The 17,037-nt window shown below is 61.1% G+C and carries 15 protein-coding genes and 1 tRNA gene; 4 read left to right on the top strand and 12 right to left on the bottom strand.

Going from position 1 to position 17,037, the window contains the following annotated elements; translation table 11 throughout:
- Nucleotides 1-12 precede the first annotated feature (12 nt).
- From FLP30_RS03060 to FLP30_RS03070, 3 genes are all read left to right on the top strand, one after another.
- Entirely contained in the window at nt 13-1,404 is a 1,392-nt protein-coding gene (locus FLP30_RS03060; protein ID WP_149278536.1) for an NAD-dependent succinate-semialdehyde dehydrogenase, read from the top strand.
- A gap of 236 nt (nt 1,405-1,640) precedes the next feature.
- Nucleotides 1,641-2,222, top strand: coding sequence for an LOG family protein (locus FLP30_RS03065; RefSeq protein ID WP_149278537.1), 582 nt, complete (start codon nt 1,641-1,643; stop codon nt 2,220-2,222).
- A complete protein-coding gene (locus FLP30_RS03070; protein ID WP_149278538.1) occupies nt 2,209-2,634 on the top strand; it encodes an NUDIX hydrolase in 426 nt (141 codons plus the stop codon). The genes FLP30_RS03065 and FLP30_RS03070 overlap by 14 nt, the downstream gene beginning before the upstream one ends.
- A gap of 91 nt (nt 2,635-2,725) precedes the next feature.
- On the opposite strand, the gene FLP30_RS03075 is transcribed toward FLP30_RS03070, so the two are convergent.
- From FLP30_RS03075 to xseA, 5 genes are all read right to left on the bottom strand, one after another.
- Nucleotides 2,726-4,039, bottom strand: a complete 1,314-nt coding sequence (locus tag FLP30_RS03075; protein ID WP_149278539.1) for an MFS transporter — start codon at nt 4,037-4,039, stop codon at nt 2,726-2,728.
- Nucleotides 4,040-4,341: 302 nt separating this feature from the next.
- A complete protein-coding gene (locus FLP30_RS03080; protein WP_149278540.1) occupies nt 4,342-5,520 on the bottom strand; it encodes a phosphoserine transaminase in 1,179 nt (392 codons plus the stop codon).
- Between the two features lie 28 nt (nt 5,521-5,548).
- A tRNA-Leu gene (locus tag FLP30_RS03085) sits at nt 5,549-5,632 on the bottom strand.
- 72 nt (nt 5,633-5,704) lie between these two features.
- Nucleotides 5,705-6,052, bottom strand: a complete 348-nt coding sequence (locus FLP30_RS03090; protein WP_149278541.1) for a BA14K family protein — start codon at nt 6,050-6,052, stop codon at nt 5,705-5,707.
- A gap of 185 nt (nt 6,053-6,237) precedes the next feature.
- Nucleotides 6,238-7,701 (bottom strand): exodeoxyribonuclease VII large subunit, encoded by a 1,464-nt coding sequence (gene xseA / locus FLP30_RS03095; protein WP_149278542.1) that lies wholly within the window; start codon nt 7,699-7,701, stop codon nt 6,238-6,240.
- A 63-nt stretch (nt 7,702-7,764) separates the two neighbouring features.
- Here xseA and purD point away from each other — a divergent pair, with 63 nt between their 5' ends.
- Nucleotides 7,765-9,033 (top strand): phosphoribosylamine--glycine ligase, encoded by a 1,269-nt coding sequence (gene purD / locus FLP30_RS03100; RefSeq protein WP_149278543.1) that lies wholly within the window; start codon nt 7,765-7,767, stop codon nt 9,031-9,033.
- Between the two features lie 65 nt (nt 9,034-9,098).
- Here the strand turns inward: purD and FLP30_RS03105 are convergent, their stop codons facing one another.
- From FLP30_RS03105 to uvrA, 7 genes are all read right to left on the bottom strand, one after another.
- Nucleotides 9,099-9,617, bottom strand: a complete 519-nt coding sequence (locus FLP30_RS03105) for a GNAT family N-acetyltransferase (RefSeq protein WP_149278544.1) — start codon at nt 9,615-9,617, stop codon at nt 9,099-9,101.
- Nucleotides 9,614-10,306, bottom strand: a complete 693-nt coding sequence (gene tsaB, locus FLP30_RS03110; protein ID WP_149278545.1) for a tRNA (adenosine(37)-N6)-threonylcarbamoyltransferase complex dimerization subunit type 1 TsaB — start codon at nt 10,304-10,306, stop codon at nt 9,614-9,616. The genes FLP30_RS03105 and tsaB overlap by 4 nt, the downstream gene beginning before the upstream one ends.
- A complete protein-coding gene (locus FLP30_RS03115; protein ID WP_149278546.1) occupies nt 10,303-10,908 on the bottom strand; it encodes a malonic semialdehyde reductase in 606 nt (201 codons plus the stop codon). Before FLP30_RS03115 ends, tsaB begins: the two co-directional genes overlap by 4 nt.
- 12 nt (nt 10,909-10,920) lie before the next feature.
- The gene (locus FLP30_RS03120; protein ID WP_149278547.1) at nt 10,921-11,481 is read right to left on the bottom strand and encodes a NifU family protein; all 561 of its coding nucleotides are present in this window, start codon (nt 11,479-11,481) and stop codon (nt 10,921-10,923) included.
- 278 nt (nt 11,482-11,759) lie between these two features.
- Nucleotides 11,760-13,013: a YncE family protein gene (locus FLP30_RS03125; protein WP_210419297.1), complete on the bottom strand. Its 1,254-nt coding sequence runs from the start codon at nt 13,011-13,013 to the stop codon at nt 11,760-11,762.
- Nucleotides 13,014-13,151: 138 nt separating this feature from the next.
- Nucleotides 13,152-13,982, bottom strand: a complete 831-nt coding sequence (locus FLP30_RS03130) for a creatininase family protein (protein WP_149278548.1) — start codon at nt 13,980-13,982, stop codon at nt 13,152-13,154.
- A complete protein-coding gene (gene uvrA / locus FLP30_RS03135; protein ID WP_149278549.1) occupies nt 13,979-16,855 on the bottom strand; it encodes an excinuclease ABC subunit UvrA in 2,877 nt (958 codons plus the stop codon). Before uvrA ends, FLP30_RS03130 begins: the two co-directional genes overlap by 4 nt.
- Nucleotides 16,856-17,037: the final 182 nt, after the last annotated feature.

The raw sequence follows: 17,037 nt of genomic DNA on the forward strand, positions 1-17,037 counted from the left end.
AGGAACAGAAGCATGGCCTATGCGACAATCAATCCCTTCACCGAGGAAGCGCTGACATCCTTTCCCGACAGTACTGCTGCCGATATTGCCAGCGCGCTGGACAAAGGCCACGCGGCCTTCCTGCGCTGGAAAAAAGCCTCTCACGCCCAGCGCGGGCGTGTGCTGCAAAAAGCTGCTGATTTGCTGCGCCAGAATCTGGACAGCTACGCAAAGCTGCTGACCCTTGAAATGGGCAAGCTCTTTGCCGAGGCACGGGCCGAAACCGAACTGTCGGCCGCCATTTTTGAATATTACGCCATCCATGCAGAGCGCCTGCTGGCCCCCGAGATCCTGCCTGTCTCGACCCTGAAGGAAGGGCGCGCCAAGATTGTCTTTGAGCCGCAGGGCATTATCCTGGCCATCGAGCCATGGAACTTCCCGTTCTATCAGGTAGCCCGCATTATCGCGCCGCAGCTTTCTGCCGGGAATACGGTTGTTCTCAAACACGCTTCCAACGTGCCGCAGTGCGCCGCCGCCATGGAACGGTTGATGCTTGAAGCCGGGTTGCCCGAAGGTGGCTTTAAAAACCTCTACGCAACGCATGACCAGTTGAACACCATTATCGCTGACCCCCGCGTGCGGGGCGTGGCGCTGACAGGGTCGGAAGGTGCGGGGGCCAAGGTCGCATCGGAAGCCGGGCTGGCTTTGAAGAAATGCACCATGGAACTGGGCGGCTCGGACGCACTGATTGTGCTGAACGATGCTGATCTGGAAAAAACGGTGAAATGGGCCGTCTTTGGCCGCCACTGGAATGCAGGCCAGGTGTGTGTCAGCGCCAAGCGCCTGATTGTGGAAGACGGCATTTACGACACGTTTGTTGCCCAGTACCGCAAGGGTGTTGCCGCCCTGCGCATGGGCGACCCGATGGACCCCGCCACCACCCTTGCCCCGCTGTCGTCCCGCTCTGCCGTCGATGGCCTGCGCCAGCAGGTGGAGCAGGCCGTGGGCCATGGTGCCATTGCCGAGGAAATTCCGCTGGACCTGCCCAACCACGGCTGTTTTTTCCGCCCTGTGCTGCTCAGCGGCCTGAACGAAACCAACCCCGCCCGGCTGTGGGAATTCTTTGGCCCGGTCAGCATGCTGTTCCGCGCGCGTGATGCGGAACACGCCATCGCCATCGCCAACGACTCCCCCTACGGGCTGGGCGGTTCCATCTTCACTCAGGACGAGGAGCGCGGCGCAGAACTGGCACGCCAGATCGACACCGGCATGGTCTATATCAACCACCCGACCATGGTGAAGGCCGATCTGCCGTTTGGTGGCGTCAAACGCTCGGGCTTCGGTCGGGAACTGCTGGACCTGGGGCTGAAGGAATTTGTCAACGCCAAGCTGATCGATATCGTGGATATCGACGCACCGTTCTAAAAGTATTTGGTGAAGCTTTTTTCGGAAAGCTTCACCAAACGTCGCCTTTAAAAAAGACGCCCCCAAAAGCTTTTATCCTTTGAGACCGAGGGTGTCTGACACCTTCCCTGACACACCCTGCCATGCACTGTGCCTTTGCCTGCACGGAGTAAGGCGGGTGTCGTCTTCTGCCAACACTGTCTTTAAAGTCTGGTGCCTTAAACGCAGCAGGTTTTAACAGGCAGGGTCCAGGGTTCATGCGAAAAATATGTGTCTTTTCCGGCTCCAGCCCCGGACGGGACAGCCATTACCATGATGCCGCCGTCGCACTGGGCCAGCTTTTGGCAAAACGGGGTATTGGTCTGGTCTATGGCGGGGCCTCGGTAGGGTTAATGGCTGCCGTGGCCAATGCCACCCTGGCAGCAGGCGGGAATGTTATTGGCGTTATCCCGCAGGCTCTGGTCGCGCATGAGGTTGCCCATACGGGTCTGGCTGACCTGCGTATTGTTGGCTCCATGCATGAACGCAAAGCCCTGATGGCCGGACTGTCCGATGCCTTTATCGCCCTGCCCGGCGGCATAGGCACGCTTGAAGAACTGTTTGAAGTCTGGACATGGACCCAGCTTGGCACCCACGCCAAGCCCTGCGCCGTCCTGAACGTACTGGGCTTTTACGATAAACTGCTTGGCTTTCTCGATCATGTTGTGGACGAGGCTTTTCTCAAACCCGTGCACCGCAAAATCCTGCTATCGGCTGACAACCCCACAACCCTGCTGGACCAGTTAGCGGCGCAGAAACTGCCCAGCCAGACCAAATGGATCAATAATGCCCAACGATAACCTGCCCCGTGTTGGCTGTGGGGCAGCGATTATCCAACAGGGTAAGGTCTTGCTGGTTCGCAGGCGTCGCGCGCCAGAGGCAGGCTGCTGGGGCCTGCCTGGGGGAAAGGTGGACCCGTTTGAAACCATCAAAACGGCTGTCGCGCGCGAGATCAGGGAGGAACTGGGCATAACAATCCGCCCAGAAACGCTTTTATGCTGCGTGGATCAGATTGATCAGGCTGCCGGACAGCATTGGGTCGCGTTGGTCTACAGAGTGGCACAGTATGACGGCACACCCACCATTATGGAGCCCGATGCCCTGTCTGACATGGGCTGGTTTGCTCTGGACACGCTCCCCACCCCGCTGACGCAGGCTACGCAACAGGCTGTCCTGGCATTGGCTACGCCAACGGGGCTGAGCCGCTCGTAGCGGTGGATTGGAACCTGCAAAGCCCCATCCACCCGATATAACTGGTTCTGCCCTGTCACACACATGCGCAGCAGGGCAGAACCGAGTGCTCTCAGCGCACGCGCTCGGCAGGTATCCTGAGCACAAGCCCCACACCAACCAGAGCCAGAACCACCAGACAATACAGGGCCATCTGCGTACCGCCTGTTGCGTCCTTGATCCAACCCACCAGATACGGAATGATAAAACCCGCGATCTGCCCAAGGGAGTTGATCAGCGCAACCCCACCGGCCACCGCCATGGGGCTGAGGTACCCATTCACCAACGGCCAGAACAGCGGCAACCCCGACAAAGCGCCTGCGGTTGCAATGCTCAATGCCATCAGTGCCAGCACGGGCATGCCATGGCACAGGGCAGCGCCCCCAAGCCCGACAGCCGCCATCAGCAACGGCACGGCCAGATGCCAGCGGCGTTCACGCTGCCTGTCTGCCGACCGCCCGGCCAGCACCATGAACACACAGGCCACAACATAAGGAATGGCGCTCAGCCAGCCGATTGTTTCCGGGTTCTGGAACCCACTGCCCTTGATGATGCTGGGAAGCCAGAAATTGATGGCATACACGCTGCTCTGAATACAAAAATACAACGCCCCAAGGGACCAGATAGCAGGATTACGCACAACATCAGCAAAGCTGTCAGCAAGCTGTTTTGGCTGGGCATCCCTGTCCGCCTGCAGAATATCCTGCATGGTGGATTTTTCCTGCGCGGTCAGCCATGTGACCTCCGAGGCATCGTCCCGCAGGAAGACAAGCATCCCAAGACCCAGCAGAACCGTGGGCAGCCCTTCCAGCAAAAAGAGCCACTGCCAGGCTTCCAGCCCCCAGGCCCCGCCAGAAAACTTGCCCATGATCGTGCCAGACAGCGGTCCACCCAGAACGCCCGACAGCGGAATGGCAGCCATAAACAACGTCATGGCCCGCCCCTGCCGATATGAGGGGAACCAGCGTGTCAGATACACCACCATGCCGGGAAAGAAGCCAGCTTCCGCCAGACCTGTCAGAAAGCGCAGCACATAGAACACAGGGGCAGAATGTACAAACAGGAGTGCCGTGGACAGCAGCCCCCATAGTGTCATAATGGTTGCAAGCCAGCGCCGGGGGCCAATCTTGGCCAGGATCAGGTTGCTGGGCAGGCCAAAGGCAATATAGCCCAGAAAAAACACCCCGGCCCCAAACCCGTAGGCTGTTTCGCTCATGTGCAGGCTGTCGAGCATCTGCAACTTGGCAAAGCCAACGTTGACCCTGTCCAGATAATTGAACAGGTAGCAGACAAAAATATAGGGAATGAGCATAACGGTAATCTTGCGGAATGTGGCCGCTGCCGCATCCTCCTGCGTCATTCCTGTGCCCGGCACTGTATGGCGCATGTCCTCTTCCTTTTTTTCTTGTTCTTCTGGATATAAAGCCACCCAGCCCGGTTGCATGACCGAGCGCATGAGTTAAGCCATTCCCCCTCCGCCAATCAAGGTCACAGGCTGGCTGGCAGGGCTTTCATGGGTCAAAACAGCACGGAATCGAAACAGCATAACGCGCGGCTCCATATCAGGAGCAAGGCTGTCCGTGGCTTTTCCTTAAGGTACTGCACCACCTTGTCCGCCAAGGAGCGTGCAAACGCCCTGCCTTACTGGAGCAGGGCTTTCACAACGGGCCTGTCTGGCCCGCTTGACTGTCAGGCCGCAGGAGTGACCTGGGCAAAGGCCCAGTCCAGCCAGGGCAGCAGGGCTTTGATATCCGCAGGCTCAACCGTGGCACCACCCCATATCCGCAGACCAACCGGAGCATCACGGTAGCTGCCAATATCAAAGGCAACGCCTTCCTTTTCCAGCAGGGCCAGTATTTTTTTAAGGACTGCCATCTGCTCGGAGCGCTCCAGCGCCACAAACCAGGGGGCAACAATCCGCAGGCAAATAGCGGTGGAGGAACGCTCAGCCTCATGGCTGGCCAGAAACTCAACCCAGTCAGCCTGCGCCACCCATTCCGTCACAGCGGCAAGGCTGGCACGGCTGCGGGCTTTCAGCCCCTCCAGCCCACCTGCGGCTTCCGCCCAGATCAGGCTGTCCAGCGCATCTTCCACGCACAGCATGGAAGGCGTGTTGATCGTGTCGCCTTTGAAGATGCCGTCAATCAGCGCACCCTTGGAGGTCATGCGGAAGATTTTTGGCAGGCCACGGGGGGGCTGGTAGGCCTCAAGCCGCTGTACTGCACGGGGCGAAAGGGCGATCATGCCGTGTGCGGCCTCACCCCCCAAAGCTTTCTGCCAGGACCATGTCACCACATCCAGCCGGTCCCACGGCAGGTCCATGGCAAAGGCAGCCGATGTTGCATCGCAGATGACCAGCCCGTCGTGGCTGGCGGGAATAGCCTCAGGCCCCGGCAGGCATACGCCCGATGTGGTACCATTCCAGGCCAGCACCACGTCATGGTCCCAGTTGATGTCAGACAGGGCTGGCAGATGGCCGTAATCGGCCTTCAGGACACGGGCATTCTCAAGCTTGAGCTGCGACACAATGTCCTGCGCCCACAGGGCGGAAAAACTCTCAAACGCCAGCACGTCCACCGGGCGTTCCCCCAGGAGGGACCACAGTGCCATTTCCATGGCCCCTGTATCCGACGCAGGTACAATACCGACCTTCCAGCCTTCGGGGATGCCCAGAATACGGCTGGAACGGACAATAACCTCGTTCAGCCGGGCGCGCCCTTCAGCCGACCGGTGCGAACGCCCCACCAACGCCTTGGACAGTGCCGAAACATCCCACCCTGGGCGCTTGGCGCAAGGACCGGAAGAAAAGCATGGATTATGGGGGCGGCTGGCCGGGCGAGAAGCCACGGAAGGGGAAAAGGCGTTCATGACCCTGACTGGCACGTAAGGAAAGACATGGTACGAGAGAGGGGATTCGAACCCCTATGCCTTTCGGCGGTCGATTTTGAGTCGACTACGTCTACCGTTCCGTCACTCTCGCAGGCTGGGTTTTTCCTACCAGCAAAATGCGCTGTGGGAAAGACCCACATCACTCATCATGCGTGCAGGCCGCTTAACGGCAGACCCTGCGCGTGCCATCCGCTGCAATATAGGTGCCTGTCTGGGTATTGAAACAGGCGTTACGCACACAGGAGTTTCCCGTAGCCAGAGGCTGCGGATAGTTCTGCACCCCCATGGCCATGGCTTCACGCTCGGCCGTGCCACACAGCGGGGTGTTGGCTGGGGCGGAGGGGTCATTTTGCAAACCGCCACTATGGGCTTCCTCACCCGTCAGACCGGGGGCAAAATCCTGGGGCGGGGTCCGGCCCGATACCCCATGGCCCGGCGTTGCCGCACAGCCTGCCAGAAGGCCACAGGCAAGCCCGGCCCCAATCAAGGACATTCGAAAACGGATGGACATGCGTATCAGCCTTCCCGCCCGGCGCCGACCCACTGTCCGCGCCATATATTTTGCAGACTATTCCAAAACCTCAGACCAGCCAGCATAGCCCTGTCGGGACATGCCTCTCAACCAGCCTGATGGCACCAACACCGCATGACCCCTGTCTGCGCCTGCCAGCACAGACAGGGCCAGCACCACGGGCCTCAGAGATCAAACTCTCCCTGACCGTGACCACCTTTACCGTGGGTGATGGTGGCTTCCCGCGTGCCATCGGCAAATGTCAGCGCCACATTCTGCCCACCACGCAGGGCCGCAGCACTGGTCACAGCCTGCCCGCCGACACTGACAAGCGCATAACCACGCGCCAGCACCGCCATGGGGGATACTGCCTCCAACTGCCCTGCCACTCCGGCCAATGCCAAGCGCTTCTCACGCAGCAGGGCAGACAGGGGGGCGGAGGACAGGCGGCACCGGCCCTGCCGTACCTCCCACCGTTGGAAGGTATGCCGCACGCCCGACACCAGCCCGCCCCCCAGCACGGCAAGGCGTGTGCGCCGCCCGGCCAGCAACGTATCCACCGCAGGCATGCGCCGTTCCACCGCAACCAGAGCCGCCCGACGATGCTGGACAAACGCAGGCAGGGCGGCATCAAGCCTGCGGCTTCTGTCATCCAGCCGCATCCGGGCTGTCTGTAACAGGCTGGGCAGGTCGGGCAGGCCCGAAGCCGCACGGTCCAGCCGCAAGCGGGCGGTCTGCAACTGCCGGGCCAGCCCACCTGTTGCACGAGCGGCCCGATGGGCAATCTCAGCCAGCAGTTCGCTCCGCACCGGCACGGCCATTTCTGCCGCTGCCGTGGGGGTGGGCGCGCGCCTGTCAGCGGCAAAGTCAATCAGGGTTGTATCAGTCTCATGCCCGACGGCGGAAATAAGCGGGATACGACAGGCCGCCACGGCCCGGACCACGGCTTCATCATTAAACGCCATCAGGTCTTCCAGCGACCCGCCCCCTCGCGCCACAATCAGCACATCCGGGCGGGGTACCGGGCCCTGGCCGTCCAGGCTGTCAAAACCGGCAATGGCGGCCGCGATTCTCAATGCAGCCCCCTCCCCCTGCACAGGCACAGGCCACACCACCACAGGCCGGGGGAAACGACGGCGCAATGTTGTGCGGATATCGTGCAGAACAGCACCCTGAGCAGACGTTACAACCCCGATCACTCGTGGCAGCAGCGGTAACAGCTGTTTGCGGGCTGCCTCAAAAAGCCCTTCCTCGGCCAGGCGCTGGCGCAGCCGCTCGATCCGGGCCAGCAGCGCACCCTCGCCCGCATACTCCATACGCTCGACCACAAGCTGGTAGCTTGAACGCTCACCATAGGCAGAAATCCGCCCTGTCGCGATGATTTCCAGCCCGTTTTCCGGCACCAGCCCCAAGCGCGAAACAGACCCACGCCACACCACACCCGACAGTTTGCCCTGCTCGTCCTTGAGCGAGAAATACAGATGCCCCGACGGATAACGCTTGAACTCCGTAATCTCGCCACGCACACGCACCCGGCTGAAAGCGCCTTCCAGCGTACGGCGGATCGCACCGGAAATTTCCGATACGCTGTATTCGGGCACATTGCCCACACCCGCCTGGGACGAGGTATTTCCAAAGTCTTCGTGCATGGTGCCAACCTATGCTACAGACGCTCGCCCCGAAAGAGCAGACACGCACAGCAGGAGAAAAGAATGCGCGTACTTCTGGTTGGATCAGGCGGGCGCGAACACGCGCTGGCCCAGACACTGGCGCGTTCGCCCGAGCTGTCTGCCCTGTTTATTGCTCCGGGCAATCCAGGCACGGCATCCCTTGGGATCAATGTTGCCATTGGCGCGCATGACGTACCCGCCCTTGTGGCCTTTGCGCTGGAGCAGCACGTGGACCTGGTGGTCCCCGGCCCTGAAGCCCCGCTGGTTGCCGGGCTGGCCGATGCCTGCGCCGCTGCCGGGCTACCCTGTGCCGGGCCGACAAAGGCTGCTGCCCAGCTTGAAGGCAGCAAAACCTTTACCAAGGAAATCTGCGACGCTGCGGGCATTCCCACCGCCGGGTGGGCCCGCTTTACCGAGGCCGCACCCGCGCTGGACTATGTGCGTAGCAAGGGTGCCCCCATTGTCGTCAAAGCTGATGGGCTTGCCGCTGGCAAGGGTGTTGTGGTGGCCACAACGCTAGCCGAAGCAGAAGCCGCCATTACCGACATGATGACAGGTGGCTCACTGGGTGATGCAGGCCGCAGCGTGGTAATCGAAGACTGCCTTGTGGGGGAGGAAGTCTCGCTCTTCGCCTTCTGCGCGGGGGAAACCGCAACCCTGATTGGTGCCGCACAGGACCATAAACGGGTGGGCAATGGGGATACCGGCCCCAACACCGGCGGCATGGGTGCGGTTTCGCCCCCCAAAGGGTTTGACCGCGCCGCACAGGAAGCCGCACTGGACACGCTGGTACGCCCCATGCTGCATGAAATGATGCGCCGTGGCACGCCGTTCAGAGGCGTCATCTTTGCCGGTTTGATGCTGACTGAAACAGGCCCCAGCCTGATTGAATACAATGTCCGCTTTGGTGACCCGGAAGCCGAAGCTCTGCTGCCCCGCCTGACATCCGACCTGCTGCCCGCCCTGCATGCGCTGGCACAGGACAGGCTGGATGCAGCCCCGATTACCTTTTCCGACCAGGCTTCGGTCTGTGTGGTCATGGCCGCTCGCGGCTACCCCGCCAATCCGGAAAAAGGGGGCGTGATTACAGGGCTGGACAACGCTGCGGCCCTGCCCGGTGTGCATGTCTTCCAAGCTGGCACCATGCAGAACATGGCTGGAGAGCTTGTTGTCTCGGGCGGGCGGGTGCTGGTTGTCTGTGCTCTGGCTGACACCGTGCAGGAAGCCCAGAAGCGCGCTTATGCTGGCGTTGCCGCCATAAGCTGGCCGGGAGCCCACTGGCGCACCGACATTGGCGCACGCGCCCTATAAAACTGACTGAACTGGCTGGGGGTGGGCTATCCACCTCCCGCCAGCATAGTGCCTTTACAACACTGTCAGCCCGACTGCCCTGCGCATAAACGCCCCAGAACATAGGCATCGGAGCCATCTGCATAATAGCGTTTACGCAACCCGAAACGGGCAAAGCCTGCCTGCTGATACAGGGCAATCGCCCCCCCGTTCCTGACGGAAACCTCCAAAAACATTTCCGCCACCCCTGCCGTTGCTGCAGTGGACAGGCCCCATGCCACAAGCTGGCTGGCCAGACCGTAGCGGCGCATGGCCGGGGCCACGCACAGGGTCAGCACTTCTGCCTCATCCGCTGCACGGCGGAGCATGATCATCCCTGCTGGCGTGCCTTGCCAGACAGCCAGCCCGGCCCACACTCCGACAGAGGTCAGCAGTTCCTCCATGGCTTGGGTGGACCATTGCTCATCCTGCGAAAAGCTGAGCGCATGCAGCGCTGCCAGCACGGGGGCCTGTGTGTAACCCACCGCCGTAATGCCAGTCTGATCCGTGGGTCTGTCTTCAACCAACCTGTCAGACAACAGGCTGGGCGCACCATGTGGTGTCATACAGGGGCTGGCCGCAGGCCATCAGCGGGCAGACTTGCCTCTGGTGGGTCCACATACAAAGGCAGTGCCTCCCGCGCGGGCAGCCCACCGGACAGGCGCAGTAGCGCAACAGCCGCTATCTCCTCGGGAGTTGGCTGGGTCTGGGAGACCATGACCGGGGTCACATAGGGCAGGCTCTGGGCGGCATCACCCGCAATCAGCCATTGCCCCTCCGGGGGGTGCCAGTCTGCGATGCTGACGGCCTGTACACCCTCGACCCCTTCCACAAACACCCGACCACGCCGCGCCGCCGTTACCAGTTGCCAGCCACGCAGCGCGCCGCCGTGCGCCGTAACAGCGGCAGCCAGCATCGGAGCCATGGCCTCCCCCCGGGTTACCCCGATCAGAGCCGCACCAGCCCCCAAGGCATACCCTGCCGCCACAGCGCATGAGGCACGCAGGCCGGTAAACGACCCTGGCCCCACAACAACAGCCACGCAGTCAGGCCGACTGACGTGTGTCCACCCGGCTTGGGCCAGCGCCTGCTCGGCCAGCAGGCTTATGCCCTCCGCCGCAGAACGCCCGGCCTGCTGGCATAGTGCCACCACTGACAACCTGCCTGCGCCATCACGCGCAACACAGGCGGCAAGCCCGCAGGCGGCATCACCCGCCGGGCTGCCGTCGAGTACAAGAATACGCTGTTGGGTCATGCGATTACACGGCACCCCTGGCCAAAAGACAGCCTGGGCGCACGCGGGGGCAGGCCTTCGTGCTCGGCATACCCAAGGCAGAGCAGGAAGTTGGCACGCCAGCCATCTTCCGCCAGAAAGGCGCTCTCCACCGTGGACTGGTCAAAGCCCGAAACCGGCAGCACATCCAGCCCCAAAGCGCGGGCCGCCATGATCATGTAGCCCCCCTGCAATGTGCCATTCCTGAATGCTGTTTCCTCCGAAAGGCCAACATCAGCCGCAAACCATGGCCGCAGGTCCTCGGTCGGGCACAGCAGGGGCAACTGTTCAAAAAACAGCGGGTCATACGCCACCACCACAATCAGCGGCGCCCCCATGACACGATTGACATTACCCGCCGACAGGGCGGGCCGCAGGCGCTCCCGCCCCTCCGAGCCAGTGATAAAAACAAACCGCGCCGGGCTACAGTTGCCCGAGGTCGGGCCAAGACTGACCTGTTCGTACAGAGTCTGGACAAGGGCATCGTCCACAGGCCGGGTTGTCCAACGCTGCGGGGTACGCGCCGCACCGAACAGACAGTCCAGGGCGTTTGCATCAAGCCTGCGGGAAGGGCTTTCGGCCATGGAGTATGCTCCTCAGTCCACCTGCTCGACCGAGACAACCTCTGGCACATAATGGCGCAGCATGTTTTCCACCCCGTGCTTGAGGGTCGCGCGGGAGGACGGGCAACCAGAGCAGGCCCCCTGCATGGTCAGGCGCACAATCCCGTTGCGATAGCCACGGAACACGATATCGCCCCCATCCGCTGCAACAGCAGGCCGTACCCGCGTATCCAGCAGTTCCTTGATCTGGACGACAATTTCCGCATCTTCAGGGGCAATGGCGTCTTCCAGCACAGCCGCCCCTTCGGACACGATGGAATGACCCGCCACAAAATGATCCGTCAGCACGGACAGCACCTGCCCACGCAACTCTGCCCAGTCCGTCTCATCCGTCTTGGTGATGGACACAAAGTCATTCCCGAGGAAAACGCGGGCAACACCGGGAATGGCAAACAGGGCTTCCGCCAGGGGGGAGCGCCCGGCCACAGCATCGGCGTCAATAAAATCTATTGTGCCAATGTCACCCATTACGGTCCGGCCCGGCAGGAACTTGAGTGTGGCCGGGTTGGGAGTACCTTCGGTTTCAATAAACATGGGTCGTGGGTCCGATCAGCAGAGGTGGGATCTGTCGTTTGTGGCTTTCCAGTTGGCACCGGATGGCCAGCAAGACAAGACCGGTCCTCTTTTTTTGCCTGACCGCCCTGCACCCAGACGATAGCTGGGTGCATAGTACGCCCCAAGCAAACACCCCTTGCTTTGGCTGATCAGACAAAAGCAGACGGCCACTACAAGGCCCGGCCAGACAAAGACCAGCCCAGCCGACACAGCAACCAAACCAGCCCCGAAAAAGTCAGGCCTGGCAATGCCTCCGCTTAGCGCAGGATACCGGTGTGACCGATGGAATAACGGCCCGGCTGGGGCCAGACTGTCAGGCCATGAGGCTCCTGCCCGACAGGAATACTGATGACCGAACCATCCGCCGTGTTGATGCGGTACACCACATCATCAAACCGGCCAGACAGCCAGAGGCTTTTGCCATCGGCGCTGACATTGCCCATGTCGGGGCTGCCACCACCGGGAATCGGCCAGTTGGCCACGACCGCATTGGTCCCGAAGTCGATGACCGATACCCCACCGGCATGGCTGTGCGGGCGACCATGGATTTTGTGCGACCCCCGGTTAGCCACATACATGCGCTTGCCATCCCGGCTGGGATACAGCCCGTGGGTGCCGACACCGGTGTGGATAAAGCCGGTTTCCTTAAAGCTATCCCCATCGACCAGAAAGACGCCATCGGCCATCATATCTGCGATGTAGAAGGTCTTGCCATTGGGGGAGACCAGAATATCCTGCGGCATACCCCCGGAGGACAGCTTGAGGTAACCCAGTACCTTCTTGTTGACGGTATCAACCTTGACCAGATGGCCCCCAAATTCGCAGGTGAAAATGGCATAGCGGCCATCGGCTGAGAACGCGGCATGGTTAACACCTGCGCAATCTGGCGTTTCCACCGACTGCTGCAACGCCATGCTGTGCGGGTCGCGGAAGTCCAGCCTGCGGCGGGCTTCTGCCACCACAATGGCGGAGCGCCCATCAGGCGTGAAATACATGTTGTAGGGGTCATCCACCGCAACGCTCTGGCCGGGGCGGCCTGTGCGGGGGTCAATGGGGGTCAGGCTGCCGTTGGTCGTGCCTTCGGCATTGTTTGTAACCCACAATGTCCGCAGGTCCCACGACGGCACAACGTGCTGGGGGCTGCGCCCGACACGGAAACGGTCCACCACCTTGTTGGTGGCCGGGTCGATGACAGACACATCGTTCGAGCGCAGGTTGGGCACATACACCCGTGGCAGATCCTGTGCGACCTCGGGGGCAATGTGGCCTACCCCGGTCTCGCTATACAGGTTGGAAGGGTCGATCACAGGCGGCATGCCAGGAATAACCTGCACAGCCGCAGGAGTGCTTGCCGGAGGGGCCAGCGGGGCAGCCTGCGTAGCGGCAGCCACAGGGTCAGTCGGTGCCCCTTCTGCCGCAGGGGCAGGGTTGACCTGCTGCGCGTGGGCCTGAGCGCCCCCCACCATCAACCCGATCAGAGCCGTTGCGGCCAGAGACTGTCTGATACCCATAAACGTCACAACCTTCCTGCTTGGCCTTCAGGCCCAGCCTGTAAAACTTCTGCCGCATTTACCATGCGGCAGGCACAGCGTCCATCTGCGATCCTGGCAGACAGACACATGCAGAATCCTGAATAAAACAGTCCTGTTTCACGGCCCGCGTGCGGCTTCAATCGCCTTGACGGCGGCATCCACCTGCATGGCCAGCCCGGCCTGCCCCAGCACAGCCGAGGCCCGCGTGGGGTTGCCGCCATAAATACCCTGGCTGGCAGAGGGTGGTGGTGCATGGCGCAGCGCGTCCTGCCGTACCATGGCCGGGTTGGCAGCCAGCATCAGGGATGTATCGCTCAGTTCAGCATGCTGGCCGACATCCGCACCATATCCCTGTCGCCGCAGCCACTGGGCGTACTGGTGGGGCAGAACCTCATAATAGTCTGGCACATACACAATTCTGGCCCCGGTCTTTGCCCAGGCTGGAGCCAGCATACGGGCAACATGCCGCAAGGCATCCTGATACCCGCCATGGTCCCCCAGCAGCACCACGAGGGTAAACCCCTGCACCCGCAGGCTTTCCGCAGCGGAGGAGACCAGCCTTTCAAAAACATCGACCGGCACAGTCAGCGTGCCGGGAAAACGCATGTGGGATGTCCGGGGTGACACCCCCCCTTCGGGTACATACGCCACAACGGGGGCCACCAGCGTATGGCCGACACGCTGGGCAATCCGTTCAGAAAGAACCTTGACGCGCTCGTTATGTTTACCAACAGCAATATACGGACCGCTTTGCTCCGTCCCACCAACCGGGATAATGGCAGTGGTAAAGCCGCAGGCAATATCCTGGCTGATTTCGGTCCATGTTTCCTGCTCCAGCCAGACTGTCTGCGGGCGACTGGCGCAACTCTGCGCGGCTCTGGCATGGCCAACGCCCGAGGCCAGCAGCAGAGCTGCCAGACATGCGCTCTGGAAAATTGTTCTTTTCATTTTTTCTTTTTCCCAAGCAGCGGAGCAAGAAAGCGCCCCGTGTAGCTTTGTTTGCACGCGGCAATATCCTCCGGCGTGCCTTCCGCCACAATACGACCGCCGCCGCCGCCGCCCTCCGGCCCGACATCAATAATCCAGTCCGCCGTTTTGATGACTTCCAGATTATGCTCGATCACCACCACCGTGTTGCCGGTATCAACCAGAGCATGCAAAACTTCGAGCAGCTTCTTGGTATCTTCCGTATGCAGACCGGTTGTCGGCTCGTCGAGAATATACAGGGTGCGGCCGGTGGCGCGACGAGCAAGCTCCTTGGACAGTTTGACGCGCTGCGCCTCCCCCCCCGACAGGGTTGTGGCCTGCTGGCCCAGCGCCATATAGCCAAGCCCCACCTGTTGCAGGATCGCCAACCTGTCCCGAATACGGCTCTGAGCGGAAAAGAAGGGGTAGGCCTCGTCCACACTCATGGCCAGAACATCGGCAATGCTCTTGCCCCGGAAACGGATGTCCAGAGTCTCGCGGTTGTACCGTGCGCCCTTGCAGGTATCGCAGGTTACAAACACATCGGGCAGAAAGTGCATTTCGATCTTGAGCACACCATCCCCCTGGCATGCCTCGCACCGGCCCCCTTTGACGTTGAAGGAAAAACGTCCGGCCTTGTAACCACGGGCCTTGCTTTCGGGCAGTTCCGCAAACCAGTCCCGGATGGGGGTAAACAGGTCGGTATATGTTGCGGGGTTGGAACGCGGAGTGCGCCCGATGGGTGACTGGTCAATGTCGATAATCTTGTCGAGCAGTTCCACACCCTTGATACGCTTGTATGGCTCAGGCGTGGCGGCTGCCCCCATCAACTGCCGGGACAGAGCTGCGTGCAGCGTGTCGATCACAAGGGTGGACTTGCCACTGCCCGACACACCGGTCACGCAGGTAAAGGTGCCGAGCGGGAAATGCGCTGTCACATCCTTGAGGTTATGCCCACTGGCCCCTTCCAGCGTGACCATGCGTTTTTTATTGATCGCACGGCGGGTCTTGGGCACCTCGATACGCTTGCGGCCTGACAGATACGCCCCTGTCAGACTGTCGGGAGATTTGGCAACCTGTGCAGGCGTGCCCACGGCAATAACCTGCCCGCCATTCACCCCCGCAGCAGGCCCCATATCCACCAGCCAGTCGGCACTGCGAATGGCATCTTCATCATGCTCAACAACAATCAGCGTATTGCCCAGGCTTTTAAGCCGCTGCAACGTGCCCAGCAGGCGCTCGTTATCGCGCTGGTGCAAACCGATCGAAGGTTCGTCCAGCACATACAGTACCCCTGTCAGCCCCGAACCGATCTGGCTGGCAAGGCGGATACGCTGGCTTTCCCCACCCGACAGGGTGGCGGAACTGCGCGACAGGGTCAGATATTCCAACCCCACATCGTCCAGAAATGTCAGCCGTTCGACAATTTCCCGCAAGATCCTACGGGCAATTTCAGCCCTTTGTGGGGTCAGTGTGGGCAGGACGGCATCAAACCATGTCAGCGCCTCACCGATCGGCAGGTCTGCCGCCTGAGCAATCGTCTTTTCCGCCACACGCACGGACAGGGCCTCGGGCTTCAACCGTGCGCCATGGCAGACGTGGCATGGTTTTTCGGACTGATAGCGCGACAGTTCCTCCCGCACCCACATGCTGTCGGTGGTGGCCAGGCGTTTGGCCAGACTCCGCAGAACCCCCTCAAACGGGCGCGCCACCACATGAGCCTTGCCGCCCTCCTGATAGGTGAAGACAACCTTGTCCTCCACCCCGTTCAAAATACCCTGCCGGGCCTCTTCTGGCAGATCCCGCCAGGGGGTTTGCATATCAATGTCAAAATGCGCGGCAAGACTGTCCAGCGTCTGGGCCAGCAAAGGCGATTTGGCATCCCGCCAGGGGGCTATGGCCCCACCGGCTAGAGAAAGCCCTTCATCTGGCACGACCAGAGCGGGGTTGAAGAATTTTTCCAACCCGATGCCATCACAGGCCGGGCAGGCCCCCTGAGGCGCGTTGAAGGAAAACAGGCGCGGCTCAATTTCCTCCAGCGTAAAACCACTGACAGGACAGGAAAAGCGAGAGGAAAAAACAAGCCGGACAGCATCGGGTTTGTCTTCCCCGTCCCGCAGGGCTTCCTCCGCATAAACAATGCCATCCGACAGGCCCAGCGCCATTTCCAGACTGTCAGCCAGACGGGTTTCCTGACCGGGTTTGACAATAACCCGGTCCACCACAACCTCAATCGTATGCCGCAGCTTGCGATTAAGCGCTGGAACATCTGCAATCTCGTGCAGCGCACCATCAACCCGCACACGGGTAAAGCCACGGCTTTGCAACTCGGCCAGTTCCTTGCGGTATTCCCCCTTCCTGTCCCTGATCACGGGGGACAGCAGCATCAGCCGGGTGCCTTCTGGCAGGTCCAGCAAACGGTCCACCATCTGGCTGACGGTCTGTGCCTCAATCGGCAGGCCGGTCGCAGGGGAATAGGGCACCCCGGCCCGCGCCCACAGCAGGCGCATATAGTCATAAATCTCGGTCACGGTGCCGACCGTGGAACGCGGGTTTTTGGAGGTGGTCTTCTGCTCGATGGAAATCGCGGGGGAAAGCCCCTCGATCGAATCGACATCGGGCTTGCCCATCAGTTCCAGAAACTGGCGTGCATAGGCCGACAGGCTTTCCACATAGCGGCGCTGCCCTTCGGCATAGATCGTGTCAAACGCAAGGGAGGACTTGCCCGACCCTGACAGCCCCGTCACCACCGTCAACTGGTCACGCGGGATGTCGATGTCGATGTTCTTGAGATTATGAACCCGCGCACCCCGCACACGAATACTGTGCGGCCCCAGACCATCCGAACTCTTCATGATAACGCCACCCCACCCGTTCCTGTTTTGTCCTGTTATGCCGCGTCTACCCGCTGTCATGCAATGTGCGAAAACGCACCCCCCACCAGCACGGGGGATATAGGGTGCCAACCACCGTGTTGCCATTGCACAGCAAGCTCTGATGGCCCATCTAGAAACCCAGCATATCAAGGCAGACAGGC

The organism is Acetobacter vaccinii, from assembly GCF_008365315.1.
Lineage (GTDB): Bacteria > Pseudomonadota > Alphaproteobacteria > Acetobacterales > Acetobacteraceae > Acetobacter > Acetobacter vaccinii.